18 protein-coding genes and 1 other RNA gene are annotated in these 22,352 nt (G+C 65.4%); 9 read left to right on the top strand and 10 right to left on the bottom strand.

Annotated elements, in window-relative coordinates; genetic code table 11:
• The first annotated feature begins 79 nt into the window (after positions 1-79).
• Positions 80-691, top strand: coding sequence for a guanylate kinase (gene gmk, locus ABQZ00_RS02540; protein WP_055848600.1), 612 nt, complete (start codon positions 80-82; stop codon positions 689-691).
• A gap of 308 nt (positions 692-999) precedes the next feature.
• Positions 1,000-1,299, top strand: a complete 300-nt coding sequence (rpoZ, locus tag ABQZ00_RS02545; RefSeq protein WP_002812428.1) for a DNA-directed RNA polymerase subunit omega — start codon at positions 1,000-1,002, stop codon at positions 1,297-1,299.
• Between the two features lie 537 nt (positions 1,300-1,836).
• Here the strand turns inward: rpoZ and ABQZ00_RS02550 are convergent.
• From ABQZ00_RS02550 to ABQZ00_RS02590, 9 genes are all read right to left on the bottom strand, one after another.
• Positions 1,837-3,498, bottom strand: a complete 1,662-nt coding sequence (locus tag ABQZ00_RS02550) for an FGGY-family carbohydrate kinase (RefSeq protein WP_323537676.1) — start codon at positions 3,496-3,498, stop codon at positions 1,837-1,839.
• A 3-nt stretch (positions 3,499-3,501) separates the two neighbouring features.
• Positions 3,502-4,281, bottom strand: a complete 780-nt coding sequence (locus tag ABQZ00_RS02555) for an SDR family NAD(P)-dependent oxidoreductase (RefSeq protein ID WP_202974316.1) — start codon at positions 4,279-4,281, stop codon at positions 3,502-3,504.
• Positions 4,282-4,365: 84 nt separating this feature from the next.
• On the bottom strand, positions 4,366-5,385 hold the full coding sequence (locus tag ABQZ00_RS02560) for an ABC transporter ATP-binding protein (protein WP_055848606.1): 1,020 nt from the start codon (positions 5,383-5,385) through the stop codon (positions 4,366-4,368).
• Positions 5,386-5,410: 25 nt separating this feature from the next.
• Positions 5,411-6,241: a carbohydrate ABC transporter permease gene (locus tag ABQZ00_RS02565; RefSeq protein ID WP_055848609.1), complete on the bottom strand. Its 831-nt coding sequence runs from the start codon at positions 6,239-6,241 to the stop codon at positions 5,411-5,413.
• A gap of 1 nt (position 6,242) precedes the next feature.
• A complete protein-coding gene (locus ABQZ00_RS02570) occupies positions 6,243-7,112 on the bottom strand; it encodes a carbohydrate ABC transporter permease (RefSeq protein ID WP_104616667.1) in 870 nt (289 codons plus the stop codon).
• A gap of 102 nt (positions 7,113-7,214) precedes the next feature.
• A complete protein-coding gene (locus tag ABQZ00_RS02575; protein WP_323537675.1) occupies positions 7,215-8,510 on the bottom strand; it encodes a carbohydrate porin in 1,296 nt (431 codons plus the stop codon).
• A gap of 130 nt (positions 8,511-8,640) precedes the next feature.
• Entirely contained in the window at positions 8,641-9,984 is a 1,344-nt protein-coding gene (locus ABQZ00_RS02580) for an ABC transporter substrate-binding protein (RefSeq protein ID WP_082473468.1), read from the bottom strand.
• Between the two features lie 185 nt (positions 9,985-10,169).
• Positions 10,170-11,123, bottom strand: coding sequence for a sugar-binding transcriptional regulator (locus ABQZ00_RS02585; RefSeq protein WP_055848614.1), 954 nt, complete (start codon positions 11,121-11,123; stop codon positions 10,170-10,172).
• 25 nt (positions 11,124-11,148) lie between these two features.
• Positions 11,149-11,847 carry an HAD family hydrolase gene (locus ABQZ00_RS02590; RefSeq protein ID WP_323537674.1) on the bottom strand — a complete coding sequence of 233 codons (699 nt, stop codon included), beginning with the start codon at positions 11,845-11,847 and terminating at the stop codon, positions 11,149-11,151.
• Positions 11,848-12,046: 199 nt separating this feature from the next.
• On the opposite strand from ABQZ00_RS02590, the gene ABQZ00_RS02595 reads away from it, so the two are divergent.
• Positions 12,047-14,218 carry a RelA/SpoT family protein gene (locus tag ABQZ00_RS02595; protein ID WP_055848620.1) on the top strand — a complete coding sequence of 724 codons (2,172 nt, stop codon included), beginning with the start codon at positions 12,047-12,049 and terminating at the stop codon, positions 14,216-14,218.
• 61 nt (positions 14,219-14,279) lie between these two features.
• Positions 14,280-14,356: non-coding RNA, sX9 sRNA (locus tag ABQZ00_RS02600), on the top strand.
• Positions 14,357-14,432: 76 nt separating this feature from the next.
• Here the strand turns inward: ABQZ00_RS02600 and ABQZ00_RS02605 are convergent.
• Positions 14,433-15,302: a LysR family transcriptional regulator gene (locus tag ABQZ00_RS02605; RefSeq protein ID WP_055848622.1), complete on the bottom strand. Its 870-nt coding sequence runs from the start codon at positions 15,300-15,302 to the stop codon at positions 14,433-14,435.
• A 298-nt stretch (positions 15,303-15,600) separates the two neighbouring features.
• On the opposite strand from ABQZ00_RS02605, the gene kdgD reads away from it, so the two are divergent.
• The 5 genes from kdgD (at position 15,601) to ABQZ00_RS02630 (ending at position 22,317) form a co-directional block, all read left to right on the top strand.
• Positions 15,601-16,518 (top strand): 5-dehydro-4-deoxyglucarate dehydratase, encoded by a 918-nt coding sequence (gene kdgD / locus ABQZ00_RS02610; protein WP_055848625.1) that lies wholly within the window; start codon positions 15,601-15,603, stop codon positions 16,516-16,518.
• Positions 16,518-18,098, top strand: a complete 1,581-nt coding sequence (locus tag ABQZ00_RS02615) for an aldehyde dehydrogenase (NADP(+)) (RefSeq protein ID WP_323537673.1) — start codon at positions 16,518-16,520, stop codon at positions 18,096-18,098. Before kdgD ends, ABQZ00_RS02615 begins: the two co-directional genes overlap by 1 nt.
• A 116-nt stretch (positions 18,099-18,214) precedes the next feature.
• Positions 18,215-19,594, top strand: a complete 1,380-nt coding sequence (locus tag ABQZ00_RS02620; RefSeq protein WP_115513770.1) for an MFS transporter — start codon at positions 18,215-18,217, stop codon at positions 19,592-19,594.
• 19 nt (positions 19,595-19,613) lie between these two features.
• Positions 19,614-20,969: a glucarate dehydratase gene (gene gudD / locus ABQZ00_RS02625; protein ID WP_323537672.1), complete on the top strand. Its 1,356-nt coding sequence runs from the start codon at positions 19,614-19,616 to the stop codon at positions 20,967-20,969.
• A 76-nt stretch (positions 20,970-21,045) separates the two neighbouring features.
• The gene (locus tag ABQZ00_RS02630; RefSeq protein ID WP_323537671.1) at positions 21,046-22,317 is read left to right on the top strand and encodes an OprD family porin; all 1,272 of its coding nucleotides are present in this window, start codon (positions 21,046-21,048) and stop codon (positions 22,315-22,317) included.
• The last annotated feature ends 35 nt before the right edge of the window (positions 22,318-22,352 follow it).

Genomic DNA, 22,352 nt, shown 5'->3' on the forward strand with positions numbered 1-22,352 from the left:
CAAAGCAGGTACGATTCCCCACGGCCTGCTTGCTCCGCGCGGTGCCCCATTCCCTATTCTCGACTCCCTATTCCCTAAAATGCGCGGCACCCTCTATATCGTTGCGGCCCCCTCGGGCGCCGGCAAGAGCAGCATCGTCAACGCCACCTTGGCGCGAGACCCGAAGATCGCCTTGTCGATCTCGTTCACCTCGCGCGCGCCGCGGCCGGGCGAGCGGCATGCCGAGCACTACCATTTCGTCTCGGCAGACGAGTTCCAGGGCATGATCGAAGCGGGCGATTTCTTCGAATATGCGCGGGTGCATGGCGACTGGAAGGGCACTGCGCGGCAGTCGGTGGAGCCGCAGTTGGCCGCCGGCCACGACGTGCTGCTGGAGATCGATTGGCAGGGCGCACGCCAGGTCCGCCAGAAAGTGCCCGATGCGGTGAGCGTGTTCATCCTGCCGCCGTCGCGCCAGGCGCTGGACGAGCGCATGCGCAAGCGCGGTCAGGACAGCGAAGACGTGATGGCGCAGCGGCTGGCCGCCGCACGTGAAGAAATGCTGCATTTCGAAGAGTTCGATTACGTGATCATCAACGAGACCTTCGACACCGCGGTCTCGGAGATGTGCGCCATCTTCACCGCCAGCCGGTTGCGTCGGCAGGCGCAGCAGCAGCGGCATGCCGGCTTGATCCAGGCATTGCTGGACTGAGCCCGCCGGGTGGCCGCTTGCACGCGCGTGATGCACGCTGCCCGCAGCGCTTGCTCCGACGCCAAACGCGGCAGGTCGACGACCGGCATGCGTGCAGTTGTGGATGACCTGGGATGGCGGCTGACCGCCCGGACCTGCTGGGGTGTTCTGCGCACCGGGGCGCTGGTGCGGGGTGGTCGATGTGGTCCAAGTGGCTGATTCCAAAGCAAACTGAATGGCCGCCGGTTGCCCGGCCAGCGACGCCGGCGTACACTCCGCCCCCTTTCCCTCATTCGATGCGCGGCCGTTGCTGGTCGCCGGGAGCCCGCATGGCCCGCATTACCGTAGAAGATTGCCTGGAAGTCGTGAACAACCGTTTCGAGCTGGTCATGATGGCCTCCAAGCGCGCCCGTCAGCTCGCCAACGGCGTGCAGCCGTTGATCGAAAACGCAGACGCCAGCGACAAGCCCACCGTGATGGCGCTGCGCGAGATCGCTGCCCGCCGGATCGACAATGCCCTGATCGATGAAGTCGAGAAGGCCGAACGCGAGCGTGCCGAGCGCGAAGCGCTGGAATGGGCCGCCGCCGAAGTGGTCGCCGACGAAGACATGTCGAAGAACGACGACTGATCGTCACCCGCCACTGCGGTGGCCGATGATGACGATGTCCAAACAGCCCGCCTTGTGCGGGCTGTTTGCGTTTTAAGGCCTGTGGCGCGATCAGCAGAATCACGGCGCTTCGATGACGCGTGTCTGGCCGTAGCGCGCTACGTCGCCGTGTGCCGCGCATGCCCTCCGGTTCCCGCGCATCGCATGCGCTGCCCGACGGCTGCTCGCCGCAGTGCGTCGGCAGTTTTCATCGACATCGGTGCGCCGCATACGCTCATTGATTGCGCGGCGGCGCGCTTCAGGCGTCGTCGCCCGGCAGCGGCGCCATCCCAGCAGCGCAGCTATCGGTCCAGTGCGCTCAATTGGCGCGCTGGTCGTCATGCCTTCGCCCACCGCTGCACGCTTCGCCGATCACGCGACGCATGCTTCAGGAGTTGTCTGCCAACACCTGCGCTATCTCGCGTCGCAGGCGACGATGCAGCGCCCCCGGCCGGCGCGCCGGTGGGCATGCCTGCACCAGCTGCCGCCAGGCCGCTGGCGGATCGTGCGTCGCAGGAATTAGTCGTCGTCCGCCGGCAGCTGCGCCATCTCATCACGCAGGCTCCGGTCCAGCGCCTGCATGGCCTGGTAGCCACGTCGCTTTGCGGCATGCAAGCGTGCGATGGGCACCGGCGTCGCGGTGGTGCTCGCGCCCAGGCCGCTCATCGCCGACATCGCTGCCGGCAGATCGGCAAAGCCGCCGCTGGCCACCGCGGCCAGCATTGCGCTGCCCAGCAGCACCGGTTCGGCGGTGGCCGCGACCTGCACCGGCACGCCGCAGGCATCGGCCATCAACTGGCGGACCAGGCGGCTGTGGCTGGCGCCGCCACTCATGATCACGCTGTCGAACCTTACCCCCTGCGCGCGTAACGCATCGATGATGTCGGCCAGCCCGTAGCCCAGGCCGCAGACGCCGGCCACGTACAGCGCTTCCAGACCTTGCAGATCGTGGTCGATGGTCAGCCCGGCGATCATGGCGCGAGCGTTGGGGTCGGCATCGGGCGAGCGGTTGCCCAGATAGTCCGGCAGCACATGCAGCCCGCGCGCCAGCACAGCGGCCTGGGACGCGCTGCCGACGCGCGCCAGCACGCGTTCTTCCAGCCACTGCAGCACATCCTGGCCTGCGGCGGTGGCCTGTGCGTTGGCGTCGGCATAGCCCGGATGCGAGCGCACCAGGGTGTCGATTGCCACGCCGGCGGCGGATTGGCCACCCTCGTTGAGCCATAGCCCCGGGACCAGCGCGGAGCCGTAAGGCCCCCAGACGCCCGGCGTGAAGCAGGGGGTCTGTGTGCTGGCCAGGACACAGGCCGAGGTGCCGAAGATATAGGCCAACCGCGCGGTGAGCGGCATCGGCTGGCCATCTGCGGACGGGCTGGCGAGCGTGCCGATGGCACCGGCATGCGCGTCGATCAACGCCGCGCCTACCGCGATGCCGGCACGCAGGCCCAATTCGTCGGCAGCCTGCGCCGAAAGCCCCTGGCCCAGCGCGGTGCCCGGCGGCACCACCTCGCTGCCGATCCGCGCCGCCGCATCGTCCAGCAGGTCGGCCAGGCCGATGCGTTCGAAGTAACGTCGGCTCCAGCCGCCTTCGTGCTGCACGTAGGTCCACTTGCAGGTCACCGTGCAGAGCGAGCGGGCGGTGCTACCGGTGGCACGCCAGCTCAGCCAGTCTGCCAGGTCGAAGAAATGCGCTGCGCGTGCGTAGCTGTCGGGCAGGTGCTGCTTGAGCCACAGCAGCTTGGGGGTCTGCATTTCCGGCGAGATCTGCCCGCCGACATAGCGCAGCACCGGCTCGTCGGTGGCGTTGATGTGCGCGGCCTGGGCGATGGCGCGGTGGTCCATCCACACGATCACATCGCGGTCGGCTTGGCCGCTGGGGCTGATGCACACCGGCCCGCCGTCGGCGGCCACCACCACCAGCGAGCAGGTGGCATCGAAGCCGATGCCCGCTACCCGCGCGACGTCCACGCCGGTGTGTGCCAGCGCGGCGCGGATCGCCTGCACGCAGGCCTGCCAGATGTCTGCGGAAGATTGCTCGACCATCTCGCCGGGCATGTACCAGGTCTGGATGGGGTGGCGCGCGGTGCCGAGCAACTGGCCGCGCGCGTCGAACAGCCCGGCGCGGGCGCTGCCGGTGCCCACGTCCACGCCGATATAGATCGCCTCGTTGGTCGGTTGCATGGCTTACCAGCAGGTATAGCCGCCGTCGGCCAGCACGATACTGCCGGTCATCAGGCTGGCGGCGGGGGAGGCCAAAAACAGCGCCACCGAGGCGATTTCTTCCACTTCGCCCAGCCGTCCCATCGGCGTGCCGCCGATCCAGGCGTCGTACATCGCCGGGTCTTCCTTGACGAAAGCATTGAGTGGCGTGGCGATATAGGTCGGCGCGACGGCATTGACGCGCACGCCGCGTGCGCCCCATTCGGCGGCCAGCGATTTGGTCAGATGATGCACCGCCGCCTTGGAGGCGTTGTAGTAGGCCTGCGCCTGCGGTTTGTTGACGATGAAGCCGGACATCGAGCCAACGTTGACGATCACGCCATCGCCACTTTGCAGCATGTGCTTACCGAACGCGCGGCAGCACCAGAACGTGCCATTGAGGTTGACGTCGATGACGTTGAGCCAGTGCTCGTCGGTGACCGTTTCGGCCGGGGTCTGGCTACGGGCGATGCCGGCGTTGTTGACCAGGATGTCCACCTTGCCGAACTGGGCGTTCAATGTATCGGCAACGCTGGTGACGCGTGCCGAATCGGTGACGTCCATCTGCACGAACTCTGCATCCAGGCCCTTGCTGCGCAGGGTGGCCAGGCCTTGCTCGGCCACAGCGCCATCGTGATCGGCAATGACCACTTTAGCGCCGGCTTCGGCCAGCGCTTCGCAAATCGCCAGGCCGATCGCGCGGCCGCCGCCGGTGACGACCGCCACGCGGCCATCGAGTTTGAACTTGTCCAGATACATCGGCATGTCTCCTGCTGGTGTTGATCGTGGGGGAGGAACGAAAACGGGGGAGGAACGAGGGGGGAGGGAGGTTTGGGAGGGAGCGCGCGCTCAGCGCATGGCCTGTTGCTGCGCGTCGAAGCGGTGCAGGTGCTGCGGGTCGGGGACCAGGGTCACCGTCTCGCCGACGTGCACACGCAGATCGCCAGTGCAACGCGCATCGACCGTGCCCACGCCGGGGATCTCCACGTACACGAAGGTGTCGCTGCCCAGATGCTCGGCCTGGATCACGCTGCCTTGCCAGGCATCGCCGGTGCCGGTTGCGGGGCTGCCGCGCTGCACGGCGATATGCTCCGGGCGCACCCCGAGCGTGACCGCACCATGGCGCGCGGCTACCTCGCCCTGCAGCAGATTCATGCGCGGCGAGCCGATGAAGCCGGCCACGAATACATTGGCAGGGCGCTCGTACAACTCCAGCGGCGTGCCGACCTGTTCGATGCGTCCGGCCTGCAGCACCACGATCTCGTCGGCCATGGTCATCGCTTCGACCTGGTCGTGGGTGACATACACCGCGGTGGTCTTGAGCTGCTTCTGCAGGCGGGTGACTTCCAGGCGCATCTGCACGCGCAAGGCGGCGTCCAGATTGGAGAGCGGTTCGTCGAACAGAAAGCCCTTGGGCTCGCGCACGATGGCACGGCCGATCGCCACGCGCTGGCGCTGACCGCCGGACAACTGCCCGGGCTTGCGGTCGAGATAATCGGTGAGGTTGAGCACCGTGGCGGCCTGCGCCACGCGGCGCTCGATTTCGGCACTGGGCACGCGCGCCATCTTCAGGCCGAAGGCGATGTTCTTGCGCACGCTCATGTGCGGATACAGCGCATACGACTGAAACACCATCGACAAGCCACGCTTGGCCGGCGCCAGACCAGTCACGTCCTGGCCGTCGATGAGGATGCGCCCGCCGCTCACATCTTCCAGCCCGGCGATCAAGCGCAATAGCGTGGTCTTGCCGCAGCCGGAGGGGCCGACGAAGACCACGAACTTGCCGTCGTCGATCTCCAGATCCGCGCCGTGGATGACCTGTGTGTCGTCGAAGGATTTGCTGACACCTTGCAGTGTGATGCGTCCCATGAACCACCTATCAAAGTTGAGTGAGCTACTTCACTGCGCCGAAGGTGAGCCCGCGCACGAGCTGCTTCTGGCAGAACCAGCCCAGCACCAGGATCGGCGCGATGGCCATCGTCGAGGCGGCCGACAACTTGGCCCAGAACAGGCCTTCCGGGCTCGAATACGAGGCAATGAACGCGGTCAACGGTGCGGCCTTGGACGAGGACAGATTCAACGACCAGAACGCCTCGTTCCAGGCCAGGATCACGTTGAGCAGCAGCGAAGACGCGATGCCGGGAACCGCCATCGGCGCCAGGATGTAGAGGATTTCCTTGCCGATGGTGGCGCCGTCCATGCGCGCCGCTTCCAGGATGTCCTTCGGGATGTCCTTGAAGTAGTTGAACAGCATCCAGACCATGATCGGCAGGTTGCTCAGGCACAGCACGATGATCAGGCCCAGTTGCGTATCCAGCAGCCCGGAGTCGCGGTACAGCAGATAGATCGGCACCAGCACGCCCACCGGCGGCAGCATCTTGGTGGATAGCATCCACAGCAGAATCCCGCGTGTGCGCTTGGTGGGCGAGAACGCCATCGACCACGCGGCAGGGATGGCGATGACCAGCGCGATCAGGGTGGATCCCAGCGATACCGCCACCGAATTCCAGGCATGCGCGAAGTAGTCGCTGCGTCCCTGCACGGCGACGTAATTTTCCAGTGTCCAATGGAAGAACACGAAGCTGGGCGGGCTGGAAAACGCATCGACCTCGGTCTTGAAGCTGGTCAGCAGCATCCACAGGATCGGGAAGAAGATCACGCCGCCGACCACCCATGCGGCAACCGTGGTGACGAGGATTTGCAGCGTTGAGGTACGACGTGCCATCTCAGGTCTCCAGGTTCTTGCCGACGATGCGCACCAGGAAGATGGCCGCGATATTGGCCAGCACCACGGCGATCAATCCGCCTGCCGATGCGGCGCCCACGTCGTACTGCAGCAGTGCCTGCGAATAGATCAGGTACGCCAGATTGGTGGTTTGCAGTCCGGGCCCGCCGCCGGTGGTGACGTAGATCTCCACGAACACGGTGAGCAGGAAGATGGTTTCGATCAGCACCACGATGGTCAGCGGGCGTGCCAGATGCGGCAGGGTCAGATGGAAGAAGCGGTCGAACGCACCGGCGCCATCCATCAGCGCGGCTTCCTGTTGTTCTTCATCCAGCGACTGCAGCGCAGTCAGCAGGATCAGCACCGCAAACGGCAACCATTGCCACGCCACGATGACGATGATGGAGAACATCGGGTACTGGGTGAACCAGTCGATCGGGGTCAGGCCAACGCTTTGCCATAGCCATGCCAATAGCCCGGACACTGGATGCATCAGCAGGTTCTTCCAGATCAGCGCGCTCACCGTCGGCATCACAAAGAACGGCGCGATCAGCATCAAGCGCACGATGCGGCGCCCCACGAACACCTGGTCCAGCAGCAGCGCGATCAACACACCGAAGACGGCCGTGATCGCCAGCACCGAGCCGACCAGCAACAAGGTATTGCCCAGCGAAGAGAGAAACGCCGGGTTGCCCAGGAAATAGCGGTAATTGCCCAGCCCGACAAAGGTCTGTTCCGGGTTGAGCAGGTTGTAGTTCAACGTGGAAAACCACACCGTCATTGCCAGCGGCACGATCATCCAGGCCAGCAACAGCACGATCGACGGGGCGATCAGGAACCGTGCGAGTTTTTGCGTTTGATGGGTGGCCATCGGCAAGGTCCAGGGTGGAGGCAGGCAGCGCGCCTGCAATGCATGGCAGCGGCCGGATGCGTCGACGCAGGGATAGGCGTCGAACGCACGGCCGGGTGGGCGTCAGAAATTCAGGCTGACCTGCAGGCCGACAATGGTGGCGTTATCGCCATCCAGTCCGCCCGGATGACGGATGTACTGCACGCTGGGCATGACTTCGATCCCGCGGCTGACGGCGATGTTGTAATTGAGCTCGATGGGGTATTCGTAGCGCTGCACGCCGATGGCCGCCGCGCCCGCGGGCAAGCGCTGGTTGTAGCGGGTTTGCGCCGTGCGCAAACGCTCGCTGAGCGCATTGCGGCCAACGGCCACGCCGATGCGATCGTTGGGTCGCGCGGCGGAGAGTCCTTTCCAGAAGCCGCCGATGGCAAGCACCTGGCCCACGGTGCTGACCTCGTCGTCGGCGTCGATGACGCTTGCGAACAACCGCAAGCCGCCCCCGGCGCCATTGCTGGTGACCTGTTGTTCGAAATTGGCGTAGAACGCGCGATCGGTGTCCTGCAGCGCGGCCGGATCGGTGCCGAGGCTGGTCGGCACGCCCGAGCGGGTGTAGACGCGCAGTTGATCGTTGCTGTTGCGGGTCGCACCGATGCGGTAGTCGCCATCGATCCCATTGCCGTAGTCGGGCTTGTACTCCACTTCGGCCACCAACATGGTGCCGTGGTCGTCGCCGGAGGTGCCAAGCTTCAAGCCTTGGTCGGTGGATCGGTTTTGCGGGTTGGCATCGTAGCCGCCCACGCGGAAAAACCAGCGTTTGTCCGGGCTGAAAGTGACCACGCCGCCCCAGGCGCTGAGCGGGTCGCCATACCAGTTGTTGCTGATGTAGTTGGACGAGCCGCCGCTGCAGAAGGTCAGGTGCTGGTAGTTGCAGTTGAGCGCGAAGAAATCGGCGCTGGGATACAGGCGGCCGGCTTTCAGCGTCAGTTTGTCGTCGAGCAGGCGCTGGGTCAGCGAGAACTGGGTCAGGCGAGTCACATCGCCGCGCCCAAAGATCTGTTGCGACTGCAATAGCGTGGGGATGCCGGCGGTGTTGTTGATCAACTCGCCGTTGCGATTGGTGATCTCCAGTTTGAAGTCGGCGCCGGACCAGCCCCACAGCCGTTCCAGATCGAAGTACCCGCCCAGGAAGAATTGGTCGGCATAGGCGGTGCGCTCGCGGAGTCCGCCGGAGGTGTTGTGGGCGGTCTGGCTGAAGTGCGCCAGTTTGAACTGGATACCGTCATCGGCCAGCTTGCTGCGCAGGCCGCCCCAGTCGCCGCCGATGTGTTTGTCCGGATCGAATGCCTGGGCGCTGGCCTGTGTGCAGGCCAGGCCGGCGAGCAACATCGTCAGCGCAGGTGTGGTGTGCCTGATCTTCATCGATTGCCTCGTGGGAAGGTGCGGCGCCGTAACGCCGGAGCATGGCTGTGGCCAGGGGCGGGCCGGGCAGGGTGCCCGGCCCAGCGGACCTGTACTTGGAGCAGTTGATAAAACGTGGCGAGCGCTGCGCTTAGCGCTTGGGGTAGCCGGCCCGCTGCATCTCGCGCTCGGTGGCGGCCTGCGCGTTCTTCAATGCCTCATCCACGCTGATCGAGCCGGTGAGCGCCGCGGAAAACTGCTGGCCCACCGTCGTGCCGATCGATTGGAACTCGGGAATGGCCGCGTACTGCACGCCGACATAAGGCACCGGCTTGACCGTGGGGTGATGGGTGTCGGCGCCCTGGATGGCGGCCAGCGTCTGCTTGGCGAAGGGTGCGGCTTTCAGGTACTCGGCCGTGGCGTACAGCGACTGGCGCGTGCCGGGCGGCACATTGCCCCAGCCTTCCTTGCCGGCCACCAGTTCGGTGTAGTGCTTGCTGGTGGCCCAGGCGATGAATGCCTGCGCCTTGTCGGCCTTTTTCGAACTTGCCGGGATGGCCAGATTCCAGGCCCATAGCCAGCCGGTGGTCTTGCCCTTGCCGGCATCCGGCGCCGCGGCAAAACCGACCTTGTCCGACACCTTGGATTCGCTCGGGTTGCTGATGAACGATGCGGCCACCGTGGCATCGACCCACATCGCGCACTTGCCTGCAGTGAACAGCGCAAGGTTCTCGTTGAAGCCATTGGACGCGGCACCCGGCGGGCCGGCGTCTTTCATGACATCTACATAGGTCTGCAGTGCGGCCTTCCATTCCGGCTGGTCGAACTGCGGTTTCCATTGTTCGTCGAACCAGCGCGCACCGAAGGCATTGCCCATCGAACTGATCAAGGCCATGTTCTCGCCCCAGCCGGCCTTGCCGCGCAGGCAGATGCCGTAGATGCCGGCCTGCTTGTCGGTCATCTTGCGGGCGGCCTCGGCCACGAAGCTCCACGAAGGCTGGGCCGGCATGCTCAGGCCGGCCTTTTGCAGCAGGTCGGTGCGGTACATCAGCATCGAGCCTTCGGCGTAGAACGGCGCTGCATACAGCTGGCCCTTGTGACTGACCGCATCGCGGATCTGCGGGATCAGATCGTCCACCTGATAGTCCGCATCGAACGTCAGCGGCTTGAGCCAGCCGCGCTCGGCCCAGATCGGCACCTCGTAGGTGCCGATGGTCAGCACATCGAACTGGCCGCCCTTGGTCGCGATGTCGGTGGTGACGCGCTGGCGCAGCACGTTCTCTTCCAGGGTGACCCACTCGAGCTTGATCTGCGGATGGGTGGCGGTGAAATCCGAGGTCAGCTTCTGCATGCGGATCATGTCGCCGTTGTTGACGGTGGCGATGACCAGGGTGTCCTGCTTGGACGCAGCGTCGCTGTTGTTCGCGCCTCCGCCGCATGCCGCCAGTGATGCGCTCAGTGCCGCGCAGATCAGGGTCTTGATCGAAGTGTTCATACCGGTGCCTCAGCTTGAGGTTGGTTGAGCAAATGCCCGTGTGATGCGCATATGCCCACGACGTCGCCACGCTGTAAAGCACTTTCGATCTTGCAGCGCAGCATCGCGGCGCACGCAAAAGCGCCCGCGCATGCCGGGAAATTTCAGCAATGAACTGCCATTACGCCCGCTGCGATGCGCTCAGCTCAGCTGGCGAGCAAGGCCTTGGCGGTGTGCTCGTCGGTGATCAGGCCGTTGAGGATGCGGCCCTTCAGCGCGGCCTTGATCGGGCCCACCTTGGCGTTGCCCACGGCCACGCCGATCGACAGGCTGGTGGCCGGCACCGGATGCGGCACGCTGGTCAAACGCAGGTTGGTGCCTGCATCGATGATGTCGCCGGCTGCGGTGAGCGCCCAGCCGATCACTTCGCCCACCGCGCCCAGCCGGATCAGGTCCAGCAGTTCGTTGCGGCTGATGAAGCCGTCCACATGCAGCGGCGCGGTCTGATCGAGCTGGCCAACACCGACCAGGCGCAGATCGGCCTTTGCGGCGATCGCGCGGACCCGGCGCACCGCTTCGATCCCCAACAGCGTTTCGCGTTCTTCCTGCGAGGACAGAAACACCGGCAGCGGCATCGGGTAGTGCTGCGCACCGGTCAGATCGGCCAGGCGCGCCACTGCATCGAACGGACTGGCCGAGCCATCCGGGGAAATGTTGCCGACCAGCGAAACCAGCTGATGATTGCGCGTTTGCATCGCAGGAATGCGCTCCACTGCCGCGCGCATGGCACGGCCGGTGCCGATGCCGATGATGCTCGGGCTATCGCTGCGCAAGGTGGATTCCAGCAGCGCTGCCGCGCGTTCGGCGACACCGGTGACCAGGTGCGGGTCGGCCGGATCGGTGGGCGCGACCTCGCAATAGCGCATGCCGAAGCGGTCCTGCAGCTGTGCAGCCAGATCCATGCAGGCGGCAATCGGATGTTCCAGCCGAAAGGTGATCAAGCGCTGGCTCAGGCACAACGACACCAGGCGCTGCGCGGTGGCGCGCGAGACCTTGAGCTTGCGCGCGATCTCGTCCTGGGTGTTGCCGGCGATGTAGTACAGCCAGCCCGCTCTGGCTGCGGCATCGAGTCGGCTGGTGTCGTTATCGGGGTTGGCCATCGTCACATCTGTCTGCGTGGAAGTCTCAGCCTAACGTAGTGCCCAGGCGCTTGGTGCCGATGGCGCCCAGTGCGGTGGCGATGGCCGGCATGTCTGCAAACACCTGCGATGCGCCTGCGGCAGCGAGCAGCGCGGCGGCCGCAGCGCTTGCGCGGTGATGGCCGCCGCCGGTGAACCCCCACACCTGCATCCCGGCCGCGCAGGCGGCTTGCACGCCGCTGGGGCTGTCTTCGATCACCAGGCAGGCCGCGGGCGCCACCTGCATGCGGTCGGCGGCGAGCAGGAACAGGTCGGGTGCAGGCTTGCCACGCGCGACCAGCTCGGCGGTGTAGATGTGCGCACCGACATGCCCCGCCAGGCCGGTGACCTGCAGGCACAGGCGCACTCGCTCAAGATGGCTGGACGAGGCCACGCACCGCGGTGTCTGCACTGCGTCCAGCAGCGCAGCCACGCCCGGGATCGGCTGCAATTCGCTGCCAAAGCGGGCCAGCAACGCAGCATTGAGGTCGCGCTCGAAGGTATCCGGCAGCGTGCGCCCCAGCGTCTGCACATGCGCGCGCACGCTGCCCAGGCTGCGCCCGAGGAAGTGCTGCTGGACCCCGTCGATGTCGATGTCCACGCCGTGTTGTTGCAGTGCCTGGGCCAGTACCGCGCACGCCAACGGCTCGCTGTCGACCAGCACGCCGTCGCAATCGAAGATCAGCAGGTCGGGCGGAGCGAGCATGGGTGTGGTCCCTGGACTAACGCGGGCCCGAGTGTAGCAGCCGGGCAAATGTCGCTTCGCTGGGCAAAGTTGCAGGTAGCGCGTCTGTGGCCGCTGCGGCTGGCGTGAAGCGGCCGCACAGCGACCGATCGCCGGCCGCCAGCGCGTGCGGCACGCATGCCGCGTTGCCGCAAACCGGCCACTGGCATAGTCTTCGCGCATGAACCCAGGCCCCACTGCCCAGGCGACCGTGGCGACGTCCCCGTCTTCCGACCCGGCTATCCCCGACTACGTCCTGCACCTCGAACGCGCTGCCAGCTACCTTCCCAAGGAGCAGCTGCCGATCCTGCGCCGTGCCTGGGAAGTCGGCGCCATGGCGCATGCCGGCCAGACCCGCAAGTCCGGCGAGCCCTATATCACCCATCCGGTGGCGGTGGCCGGCGTGCTTGCCGAGCTGGGCCTGGACATGGAATCGCTGATCGCCGCGATCCTGCACGACACCATCGAAGACACGCCGCTGACGCGCGAAGAACTGGCGTCTGAATTCGGCGAAGCGGTGGCCGAGCTGGTCGATGGCGTCACCAAGCTGGACAAGCTCAAGTTCCGCGACCGCCAGGAAGCGGCGGCGGAAAGCTTCCGCAAGATGTTGCTGGCGATGTCGCGCGATCTGCGCGTGATCATGATCAAGCTGGCCGACCGCCTGCACAACATGCGCACGCTCGGCGCGCAGAGCACCGAGGCACGCGGCCGCATCGCACGCGAAACCCTGGAAATCTACGCACCCATCGCCCAGCGCCTGGGCATGAGTCTGATCAAGTCCGAGTTGCAGAACCTAGGCTTCCGCGCGCTCTATCCGTGGCGTCACGCCATCATCGAAAAACATATCCGCAGCCAGCCGGTGGTGCGGCGCGAATCGATGGCGCAGGTGGAAGTGCAGCTGTCACAGCGGTTGGCCAAGGAAGGGCTGGAACATCGGCTGGTCAGCCGCATCAAGACGCCCTGGAGCATCTATTCCAAGATGCACGAAGAGAACAAATCCTTCGACCAGGTGATGGACGTGTTCGGCTTCCGGCTGGTGGTGCGCACCGTGGCCGATTGCTATCACGCACTCGGTGCGGTGCATGCCACCTTCAAGCCGCTGGACGGGCGCTTCCGCGATTTCATCGCGATCCCCAAGGCCAACGGCTATCAGTCGCTGCACACGGTGCTGTTTGGTCCCTACGGCTCGCCGATCGAGGTGCAGATCCGGACCGAAGAAATGGACCTGATCGCCGAGCGCGGCGTGGCTGCGCACTGGACCTACAAGGTGGGCTCGGCGTCGCCGAACAGTGCGCAGAGCCGCGCGCACGACTGGATCGTGGAGCTGATCGACTCGCAGCGCGCTGCCGGCTCGTCGCTGGAGTTCCTGGACAACGTCAAGGTGGACCTGTTCCCGGACGAGGTCTATCTGTTCACGCCCAAGGGCAAGATCCTGGCGCTGCCGCGCAATTCCACCGCGCTGGATTTTGCCTACGCAGTGCATACCGACGTGGGCAACCGCGCGGTGGCCTCGCGCGTGGACAAGAAGCTGGTGCCCTTGCGCACCAAGCTGGTCAGCGGGCAGGCAGTGGAAATCATCACCGCGCGTTCGGCCACGCCCAAGCCGCAGTGGCTGGAGTTTGTGGTCAGCAGCAAGGCGCGTACCGCGATCCGCCACCAGCTCAAGCAACTCGAACACGAAGATGCCGTGCAGCTGGGCCATCGCATGCTCGATCGCGCGCTGGAAGCGATGGATTCTTCGCTGGAACGCCTGCCCAAGGGCAGGCTGGATGCCTTCCTCAACGAACACCGTTACCCGCGCCTGGAAGCCTTGCTCGCCGATGTCGCACTGGGCAACTGGATGCCCACCCAGGCCGCACAGGCCTTGATGGCGTACGCGGAATTGCGCGGCGGCGGGCACTCCAAGCACTCGCACGAAAAGATCCTGATCGACGGCAGCGAGCGCGGCGTAATCAGTTTCGCCAACTGTTGTCAGCCGATCCCCGGCGACGAAATCATGGGCTACCACACCGCCGGCAAGGGCATCGTGGTGCACCGCCTGGATTGCCCCAACCTGGCCGAGCTGCGCAAATCGCCCGAGCGCTGGGTACCGATCGATTGGGATTCCAACGTCACCGGCGACTACGACACCGCGCTGGTGGTGGAAGTGGAAAACCGCACCGGCGTGCTGGCGCAGTTGGCCGCGGCGATCGCGCAAAGTAAATCCAATATCGAACGTGTGGACTACCTGGACCGCGACTTCAATGCGGCGGTGCTGCGCTTCAATATCCAGGTGCGCGACCGCCGCCATCTGGCTGAAGTGATGCGCCGGCTGCGGCGCCTGCATGTGGTGCAAAGCGTGGGTCGCCAGTAAGAGCATCTAGCAAAAGGCCTGTGCTCACCGCCAGGCGAGCGCGGGCGGTGCTCGGTGCGGCATGTACCACGCGTATGTTCCGGTTCTGAGCGCGTCGTCCACAACCACGTGACGACTGCTCGTTACGTGGTGTTAGCCGCTCTAAACCGGATCGTTGCGTTGGGCAGTGGCTGCGCTGCAGCGGCCGTGTGACAGCTCAAGCGCATTGCCCGGCTCAGGCGATCAAGCGACGCAGCGCAGGGTTGTCGTTGTCCTGCTTCCACACCAGATGCAATTCCACCGGCGTGGCAGGGGTTTCATCGCGCAGCGGCAGGTACACGATGCCGGCGTAACGCAGGCCGCTGGCGCCTTCGGGCACCAGTGCCATGCCCATGCCGCCGCGCACCAGCGCCAACACCGAGTGGATCTGGCTGACGTACTGCACCGAGCGCGGCGCGATGCCGCGCGCACCGAACAACTGCGCCAGCAGATCGTAGAAATAGCGCGCTTCATCGGGTGCGTAATTGACCAGCGGCTGCCCGTCGAAATCCTGCAGGCGCAGGCTGTCGTGTTGCGCCAGCGGCGAGTCTTCCGGTAGCGCGGCGATCAGCGGTTCGCGTGCTACGCAGCGGCTGTGCAGACCCTGGCGCTGGATCGGTGGGCGCAGCAGGCCGATATCCAGCCGGCCGGCGTCCAGCGCGTCCAGTTGCGCCAGACTGACCATCTCCTTGAGTTGCAGATCCACATCGGGCGCTTGCCTGCGCCACCGCGCGATGGCCTCGGGCAGGAAGCGGTAACTGGCACCGGCGGTGAAGCCCACCGACACGCTGCCGGCATCGCCGGTGCCGATCCGGCGCGCACGTAGCCCGGCATTCTCAGCCATGCGCAAGATCGCGCGCGCTTCGGCCAGCAGGCTGCGGCCAGCCTGGGTCAGTCGTACATGCCGGCTGTTGCGCTCCAGCAGCGCGGTGCCGACGCTGTGCTCCAGCAGCTGAATCTGCCGGCTGAGCGGCGGCTGGGTCATGTTCAGGCGCTCGGCTGCGCGCCGAAAGTGCAGTTCGTCGGCGACGGCGACAAAGCAACGCAGTTGTTGCAGATCGAACATGGCGGGCGGGCCTCGCGTTGCAAAAACACACGAATCGGATGCTGCACCCGCAACATCGCGGCGCGGCCAGCACGAATGAATAGGCGATGCTCGGCCAGAAAGGACGCTGGCGGACGCAACCACCCATAATTACGTCGCGTCGAAAAAGCGTTGCAAAGCAGCCATTTGCGGCGCACTACGTCGGTCTGTGATGCGATTGATTCAACTTGTGTATCAAACAATACGTCCTTTGGTTTGGACCAGCAACGATCTGCGTTTCTAGGATCAACCGCATCCCCCGCCCAGGAGCGTTTGTCCGATGAGCAGCAGATACACCCCGTCCGAAATGGCCCAAGCGCTTGGCGCCGGGCTGTTGTCGTTTCCGGTGACCCATTTCGATGCCGACCTGGCCTTCGACGAACCCGCCTATCGCAGCAATCTGGACTGGCTGTCCTCGCATCCGGCCGCCGGCCTGTTTGCGGCGGGCGGCACCGGCGAGCTGTTTTCGCTGACGCTGGACGAAGTGAACCGCGCCGTGCGCGCAGCCGTCACCGAGACTGCCGGCCGCATGCCGGTGATCGCCCCGGCCGGCTATGGCACTGCGATTGCGATCGAGATGGCGCAGGCCGCCGAGCGCAACGATGCCGACGGCATCCTGCTGTTTCCGCCGTATCTCACCGAGTGCGATGCCGACGGCGTGGCCGACCATGTCGAGCGCGTCTGCAAGGCGACCAGCCTGGGCGTGATCGTCTACGGCCGCGCCAATGCCAAGCTCGACGATGTAACGCTGGCGCGCGTGGCCGAGCGGTGCCCCAACCTGGTGGGCTACAAGGACGGCATCGGCGATGTGGATCGCATGACCCGCATCTATGCGCGGCTGGGCGACCGGCTGTTGTACGTGGGCGGCCTGCCCACCGCCGAAACCTTCGCGCTGCCGTATCTGGAAATGGGCGTGACCACGTATTCGTCGGCCATCTTCAATTTCCTGCCCGAGTGGGCGCTGGCGTTCTATGCGGCGGTGCGCGCGCGCGACCACGCCACCATCTACCGCGAGCTCAACGACTTCGTGTTGCCGTACACGGTGCTGCGCAATCGTCGCGCCGGTTATGCGGTATCCATCGTCAAGGCCGGCATGCGCGCGGTCGGCCGCCCGGCCGGTCCGGTACGCACGCCATTGGCTGACCTCAACGAAGACGAATTCGCGCAGCTCAAGCAACTGATCGGAGGCCGCCGCTGATGCACACCATCAAGGGCGAATCGCTGATCGGGCAGCGCGGCGTGCGCGGCGCCGGGGCGGAATTTCATGCGGTGGATGCGGCCAGCGGCGCGGCATTGCAGCCGGCGTTCGGTTCGGTGAGCGCACAGGATCTGCAGCAGGCCTGCGCGCTGGCGCAGGCGGCGTTCGACACCTATCGCGAAACGCCGCTGGAAGCGCGCGCGGTTTTTCTGGAAACCATCGCCGAGCAGATTCTGGCGTTGGGCGATGCCTTGATCGAACGCGCTATGTGCGAAAGCGGCCTGCCGCGCCCGCGTCTGGAAGGCGAGCGCGGACGCACCGTTGGCCAGCTGCGTCTGTTCGCCAACGTGGTGCGCGAAGGCGGCTGGCTGCAGGCCCGCATCGACCCCGCGCTGCCGCAACGCACGCCGTTGCCGCGCGCGGATCTGCGCCAGCGGCATATCGCACTGGGGCCGGTGGCGGTGTTCGGCGCCAGTAATTTCCCGCTCGCATTCTCGGTGGCCGGTGGCGACACCGCGTCGGCATTGGCGGCCGGTTGCCCGGTGGTGGTCAAGGCGCACAGCGCGCATCCGGGCACGTCGGAATTGGTGGGCCGTGCGATCCAGGCGGCGGTGGCGCAGTGCGGGCTGCCCGAAGGCGTGTTCTCGCTGCTGTTCGACGCCGGCATCGAGATCGGTGCGCACCTGGTGGCCGACGCGCGCATCAAGGCAGTGGGTTTCACTGGCTCGCGCGCTGGCGGCATGGCGTTGGTCAAGATCGCTTCCGCACGCCGCGAGCCGATTCCGGTGTATGCGGAGATGAGTGCGATCAATCCGGTGTATCTGCTGCCGCAGGCGCTACAGGCGCGTGCATCCGATCTGGGCAAAGCCTTCGTCGGCTCGCTGACCTTGGGCGCGGGGCAGTTCTGCACCAACCCCGGCTTGCTGCTGGCGATCGATTCACCGGCGCTGGATGCGTTTATCGCGTCGGCCACGCAAACGCTGCACGCGGTGTCGCCGGCAGCAATGCTCACCGCAGGCATTGGCCAGGCCTATGCGCAGGGTGTGCAGCGTCTGGCCGCGCATCCGCAGGTCAGCACGCTGGCACGTGGCGCCGCACCGGAAGCGGGTCGCTGCCCGGCCGCATTGTTCGGCACCGACGCCGATGCCTTTCTGGCAGACGAAGCGCTGCAGGCCGAAGTCTTCGGTGCCTCCTCGCTGCTGGTGCGTTGCAAGGACATCGATCAGCTGCGCGCGCTGAGCGAGCACCTGGAAGGCCAGCTCACCGCCACCTTACACATGGATGCAGCCGATACCGACCTGGCCGCCGCGTTGCTGCCGGTGCTGGAGCGCAAGGCCGGGCGCATCCTGGTCAACGACTGGCCCACCGGTGTGGAGGTCTGCCACGCGATGGTGCATGGCGGCCCGTTCCCGGCCACCTCCGACAGCCGCAGCACCTCGGTGGGCACGCTGGCGATCGATCGCTTCCTGCGCCCGGTCTGCTACCAGGATCTGCCTGCCGCGCTGTTGCCTGCCGCGTTGGCACACGGCAACCCGCTCGGACTGTGGCGACGCGTCGATGGCGCGCTGGGGCACGACTGACAGCGGCGGCGGCAACGATGCCTGAGGCGTGCCGGAGGAGGGTCCGGTGCGCCATCTGCAGGCGCCACTTGGAGTACCGGAGCGCAGTGCGCTTCCATCGTCATAGGTGAGGAACGATGATGGCTATCGATTCAAAGACAGTGGGTTCAACGACGGTTCCGCGCAGGCGCTACCTGATCTTGCTGATGTTGTTCGTGGTGACCACGATCAACTATGCCGATCGCGCCACCTTGTCCATCGCCGGTTCCGCGGTCCAGGATGCGCTGGGCATCGACGCGCTGCAGATGGGTTTCATTTTCTCTGCGTTCGGTTGGGCGTATGTGGCCGGGCAGATTCCCGGCGGCTGGTTGCTCGATCGCTTCGGCTCGCGGCGCGTGTATGGCCTGTCGCTGCTGATCTGGTCGCTGTTCACCGCCTTGCAGGGCTTTATCGACTGGGTGCCGGTGACCTGGGCGGTCACCACGCTGTTCGTGCTGCGCTTTCTGGTCGGCATTGCCGAAGCGCCGTCGTTCCCGGGCAATAGCCGCATCGTGGCGGCGTGGTTCCCTACCGCCGAGCGTGGCCTGGCCGCGTCGATCTTCAATTCCGCGCAGTACTTCGCCACCGTGGCCTTCGCGCCGCTGATGGGCTGGCTGGTGCACGCCTGGGGCTGGGAACACGTGTTTCTGGTGATGGGCGCGGCGGGCGTGTTGCTGGCGCTGGTATGGCGCAAGACCATCTATGCCCCGCGCGAACATCCGCGTTTGAGCGCGCAGGAGCTGGACTATATCCAGCGCAACGGCGCGCTGGTGGACATGGAGCAGGGCAACAAGCCCGGTAGCCAGCCCAAGGGCACGCAATGGCATTACGCCAAACAGCTGTTGTGCAACCGCATGTTGCTGGGCGTGTACATCGGCCAGTACTGCATCACCACGCTGACGTACTTCTTCCTGACCTGGTTTCCGGTGTATCTGGTCAAGGAGCGCGGCATGTCGATCCTGGAAGCCGGCTTTGTGGCCTCGTTGCCGGCGGTGTGCGGCTTTATCGGCGGCGTGCTGGGCGGCTATGTGTCCGACCGCATGGTGCGGCGTGGCTATTCGCTCACCGTCTCGCGCAAGACGCCGATCGTGGTCGGCATGTTGATGTCGGTGACGATGATCGGCTGCAACTACGTGCAGGCCGAATGGATGGTGGTCGGGCTGATGGCGCTGGCCTTTTTCGGCAAGGGCATCGGTGCACTCGGCTGGGCGGTGGTGGCCGACACCTCGCCCAAGGAAATCGCCGGCCTGTCCGGTGGCCTGTTCAATACCTTCGGCAACATCGCCGGCATCACCACGCCGATCGTGATCGGCTACATCGTGTCCACCACCGGCACCTTCGAATGGGCGCTGGTGTTCGTCGGGCTCAATGCCCTGCTGGCGGTGGTGTCCTATCTGGTGGTGGTGGGCGAAATCAAGCGCGTGGAACTCAAGGCGCCACCCGGCGGCCCGTCCATGCCCGTGCCCGCACCGCTGTGACCGTCTTCGGAGACTTTCGATGAATATCCACACCGCACCTGCAAGCATCGGCACCACGCCGCGCATCACCGACATCCGCGTGGTGCCGGTCGCCGGCCAGGACAGCATGCTGTTGAACCTGAGTGGCGCGCACGCGCCGTACTTCACCCGCAATGTGCTGGTGCTGCGCGATTCGTCCGGCCGCACCGGCGTGGGCGAAGTGCCTGGCGGCGCGGCCATCGCCGGCTTGCTGCACGAGGCAGAGCCGCTCATTCGCGACCGCTCCATCGCCGAGTATCAACGCATCCTCAATCAGGTGCGCACCGCGTTTGCCGACCGCGACAGCGCCGGACGTGGTCTGCAGACCTTCGATCTGCGCATCACCATCCACGCAGTGACCGCCATCGAATCGGCGTTGCTGGATCTGCTGGGGCAATTCCTCGATCAACCGGTCGCTGCCCTGCTCGGCGAAGGCCAGCAACGCGACGCGGTGGATGTGCTGGGCTACCTCTTTTTCATTGGCGACCGACGCAAGACCGGGTTCGACTATCGCGACGGCAGCGGTGCCCGCGATGACTGGGAGGCGGTGCGCGACCAGGAGGCCTTGACGCCGGCATCGGTCGTGCGCCTGGCCGAAGCGGCCTACGAAAAGTACGGCTTTCGCGACTTCAAGCTCAAAGGCGGCGTATTGCGTGGCGAAGACGAAATCGAGGCCATTCACGCGTTGCACGAACGTTTTCCGCAGGCACGCATCACGCTGGACCCCAATGGCGCGTGGTCGCTGGATCAGGCCATCGCGCTGTGCCGCGACATGCACGGCGTGATGGCCTATGCCGAAGACCCGTGCGGTGCGCAGGAGGGGTATTCCGGCCGCGAGATCATGGCCGAGTTCCGTCGCGCCACCGGCTTGCCGACCGCCACCAACATGATCGCCACCGACTGGCGGCAGATAGGCCACGCCATCCAGTTGCAGTCGGTGGATATCCCGCTGGCCGACCCGCATTTCTGGACGTTGCAAGGCTCGGTGCGGGTGGCGCAACTGTGCCGCGACTGGGGCCTGACCTGGGGCTCGCATTCCAACAATCATTTCGATATTTCGCTGGCGATGTTCACCCACGTGGCCGCCGCAGCGCCGGGGCAGGTGACCGCGATCGACACGCACTGGATCTGGCAGGACGGCCAACGCCTGACCCATCACCCGTTGCAGATCGTCGGCGGCCAGATCCAGGTGCCGGCAAAGCCCGGTTTGGGTGTCGAACTCGATATGGATGCGCTGGAAGCGGCGCATCGCACTTACCAAAATCTGAGCCTGGGCGCGCGCGATGATGCTGCCGCGATGCAGGCCTTGATTCCCAACTGGACCTTCGACAACAAGCGACCGTGCCTGGTGCGCTAACCGTGCGGTGGCTGCAGCCGAATGCACGGCATGCAGCGGCTGCGTCCAAGAGGTCTGGCAGGTGGAGAGCTGGTCGATGAAACATGTAATGGCACTCGGCAGCGCGGCGCTGCTGGCGGTCGGTGCGGGCGGACGTGCGCGTGCGCAGGAACCGGACGCAGGATTCTGGAATGGCGCAACGGCTGAGGTCACCGCGCTCAACTTCTATTACAACCGCGATTTCCGCAGCGGCGAAGGGCAGGGCAAGCGTGCCGAATGGGCGCAGGGCGTCGTGGTGGATGCCAAGAGCGGCTACACGCACGGCCCGATCGGGGTAGGGCTGGATCTGCTCGGCATCGGGGATTTGAAGCTCGATGGCGTCCGCGCCGAAGGCGGCACCGGCCTGCTGCCCAATAACGACGACGGCACCGCGCAACATGCACTGACGCGAGTGGCACCCACGCTCAAACTGCGCGCCTCGCAAACCGAATTGAAGTGGGGCAGCTTCATCCCCAACGAGCCGCTGGTACGCGCCAGCATCACCCGCATCATGCCGGAGACGTTTCAAGGCGTGACGCTGGAATCCAAGGACGTGCCCAAGCTCGATCTGCTGCTGGCCCGCTTCACCAGCGCCTGGTACCGCGACGGCGACTCGCGCGTGCCGATAACCTTGACCAACAAGAACCGTCGCTTTCTGGGCACGCCGGATTCGGATGCGTTGAATCTGGTGTCAGCCACCTACAGCGTTGCACCCGGCACGCAGCTGCGCTATCAGGGCGCGGTGATGGAAGACATCTACCGGCAGCAGCTCTACAACGTCATCCAGACGCATAAATTCGGCAAGGATCAGTTGCGTGTGGATCTGCGCTATTTCCGCACCGATGACATCGGTCAATCGCGTGCCGGGCCGATCGACAACCGCATGTTCAGCAGCATGCTGTCCTGGCGCACGGGTGGTCAGGAATTCGGCGCCGGCTATCAACGCCTGTCTGGCCCCAGCGCGATGCCCTGGCCGGGCGGCACCGATGGCAATGTCTTCAACTGGACCTTCATCAACGACTTTCTCGAACGCGGCGAGCGCAGCTGGCAACTGCGTTACAGCATCGATGGCAAGAGCATCGGCATCCCCGGGCTCAGCGTCATGGCGCGCTACATCAGCGGCGACCATGCACAGCCGGCAACCTATGCCGGCGAAGGCCGCGAATGGGCCCGCGATGTCTTGACCACCTATCAATTCCAGAGCGAGCGCTTCAAGCATGTGAGCGTCATCTGGTTCAACGGCACCTTCCGCTCCAATTACCAGCGCAATGTCGATGAAAACCGTTTGATCCTGCAGTACCGCCGTCAGTTCGACAGCCCCGGCCGGTAATGCACTCCATCCCCGTCTTGCAAGGTAGCCCCACG

The organism is Xanthomonas sp. WHRI 10204 (assembly GCF_040202875.1).
Taxonomy (GTDB): domain Bacteria; phylum Pseudomonadota; class Gammaproteobacteria; order Xanthomonadales; family Xanthomonadaceae; genus Xanthomonas.

Bases quoted from the DNA above. Each gene is read 5' to 3' on its own strand.
- ABQZ00_RS02570 (WP_104616667.1), bottom strand. From the start codon at position 7,112: ATGGCCACCCATCAAACGCAAAAACTCGCACGGTTCCTGATCGCCCCG.
- ABQZ00_RS02550 (WP_323537676.1), bottom strand. From the start codon at position 3,498: ATGCAACCGACCAACGAGGCGATCTATATCGGCGTGGACGTGGGCACC.
- ABQZ00_RS02585 (WP_055848614.1), bottom strand. From the start codon at position 11,123: ATGGCCAACCCCGATAACGACACCAGCCGACTCGATGCCGCAGCCAGA.
- ABQZ00_RS02560 (WP_055848606.1), bottom strand. From the start codon at position 5,385: ATGGGACGCATCACACTGCAAGGTGTCAGCAAATCCTTCGACGACACA.
- ABQZ00_RS02605 (WP_055848622.1), bottom strand. From the start codon at position 15,302: ATGTTCGATCTGCAACAACTGCGTTGCTTTGTCGCCGTCGCCGACGAA.
- ABQZ00_RS02615 (WP_323537673.1), top strand. From the start codon at position 16,518: ATGCACACCATCAAGGGCGAATCGCTGATCGGGCAGCGCGGCGTGCGC.
- ABQZ00_RS02565 (WP_055848609.1), bottom strand. From the start codon at position 6,241: ATGGCACGTCGTACCTCAACGCTGCAAATCCTCGTCACCACGGTTGCC.
- gmk (WP_055848600.1), top strand. From the start codon at position 80: ATGCGCGGCACCCTCTATATCGTTGCGGCCCCCTCGGGCGCCGGCAAG.
- ABQZ00_RS02580 (WP_082473468.1), bottom strand. From the start codon at position 9,984: ATGAACACTTCGATCAAGACCCTGATCTGCGCGGCACTGAGCGCATCA.
- ABQZ00_RS02575 (WP_323537675.1), bottom strand. From the start codon at position 8,510: ATGAAGATCAGGCACACCACACCTGCGCTGACGATGTTGCTCGCCGGC.
- rpoZ (WP_002812428.1), top strand. From the start codon at position 1,000: ATGGCCCGCATTACCGTAGAAGATTGCCTGGAAGTCGTGAACAACCGT.
- ABQZ00_RS02555 (WP_202974316.1), bottom strand. From the start codon at position 4,281: ATGCCGATGTATCTGGACAAGTTCAAACTCGATGGCCGCGTGGCGGTC.
- ABQZ00_RS02590 (WP_323537674.1), bottom strand. From the start codon at position 11,847: ATGCTCGCTCCGCCCGACCTGCTGATCTTCGATTGCGACGGCGTGCTG.
- ABQZ00_RS02595 (WP_055848620.1), top strand. From the start codon at position 12,047: ATGAACCCAGGCCCCACTGCCCAGGCGACCGTGGCGACGTCCCCGTCT.
- ABQZ00_RS02620 (WP_115513770.1), top strand. From the start codon at position 18,215: ATGATGGCTATCGATTCAAAGACAGTGGGTTCAACGACGGTTCCGCGC.
- kdgD (WP_055848625.1), top strand. From the start codon at position 15,601: ATGAGCAGCAGATACACCCCGTCCGAAATGGCCCAAGCGCTTGGCGCC.
- ABQZ00_RS02630 (WP_323537671.1), top strand. From the start codon at position 21,046: ATGAAACATGTAATGGCACTCGGCAGCGCGGCGCTGCTGGCGGTCGGT.
- gudD (WP_323537672.1), top strand. From the start codon at position 19,614: ATGAATATCCACACCGCACCTGCAAGCATCGGCACCACGCCGCGCATC.